We start from the raw sequence: 1,460 nt of genomic DNA, 5'->3' as shown, positions 1-1,460 counted from the left end.
GCTGCGTATCACTACCGCTACGATGACCACGGCCGTGTCACCGCCCAAGTCGGCACCGGTGGTATGTTCCCCAACATCCTCTACTGGGGCGACGACACCGGCGACGACGCACCCACCGGCGGCACCGTCTGCGTACTCATCGAAACCGCCGGCGACTTCACCGGCAACCCCCTAGACACCGGCGACAGCGTCGTTGACACTTACCTCGACCGGCTCCACAACCTCCCCCTCTACCAAGCCCTCCTCAACGGTGGACTAGAACAAGCAGGCCTGACCGGCCGCGGCCGCACCACCAACCGCGACACCACCACCAACTGGACCATCCCCACCGACTGGCTGACCGACGACCTCCTCGGCGACATCCGCCCCACCGTCTACCGCGCCACCGCCTCCGGCGACGTCTGGCGCATCATCACCCCCGAAGGTGGTATCCAGGACACCACCTACACCGACCACCACCTCCCATCCACCGTCACCAACACAGCCGGTGCCACCACCAGCTACACCTACGACGACAACGACCTCATCGTCGACACCACCTACCCCGACGGGACCACCACAACCATCGAACCCGGCACCTGGGGCATGCCCGTACGCATCACCGGCCGCGACGGACACACCACCGACTACCAGGTTGATGCTTTCGGCATGACCACCGCTATCACCACTGCCGACGGAGCCACCACCAGCTACACCTACGACTACCGTGTCACCGGCATCACCCCTGCCAGCATCACCAACCCCGATGGAGCCACCACCCACATCGACTGCGATAACGCCGGCCGCACCATCGCCATCACCGACCCCGCCGGCCGCCGCACCAGCCACACCCTCAACATCCAAGGCCTTATCACCGACACCCTCGACCCCGACGGCAACACCACCCGCATCGACTACACCCCCGAAGGCTGGCCCACCACACTCACCCACCCCGATGGCACCACCCTCACCGCCACCTACGACGGCGAAGGCAACCAACTATCGTCAACGAATGAAATGGGTGCGACGACCACAACCACCTACACCGTCTTCGACAAACCAGCCACCACCACCGACGCCACCGGTGCGACCACCCACATCACCTACAACACCCAAATGCAACCCGTGGCCATCACCAACGCCGACGGCCACACCTGGACCTACACCTACGACCTCGACGGGGACATCACCCAACAAACCGACTACAACGGTATCGTCACCACCAACACAACCAGCCCCGACGGACTCGTCTCCGCAGTCACCACCCCAGCGGGAACAACAACCACCACCTACAACCAACTAGGCCTTGCCACCAGCGTTGAGGATGCCTCCGGCACCACACTGTTTGACTACGATCCCTTCGGTCGCCTGACCAGCATCACCAACCCGGCCGCCACCATCACCTACACCCGCGATACCTACGGCCGGGCCACCGCTGAAACCACGCGCCTGGCCAGTGGCGAAGAAACCCGCCACACTAT

General features: G+C 64.0%; 1 pseudogene. It reads left to right on the top strand.

Annotated features, from left to right (window positions below):
• Window positions 1-1,460, top strand: a pseudogene (locus MHX63_RS10370) (type IV secretion protein Rhs); the annotation flags it as partial.

The sequence above is a fragment of the Corynebacterium sp. ACRQK genome (assembly GCF_022345965.1).
GTDB lineage: Bacteria > Actinomycetota > Actinomycetes > Mycobacteriales > Mycobacteriaceae > Corynebacterium.
The sequence above is the reverse complement of the archived record's forward strand: the minus strand, read 5'-3'. Positions and strand labels throughout refer to the sequence as shown.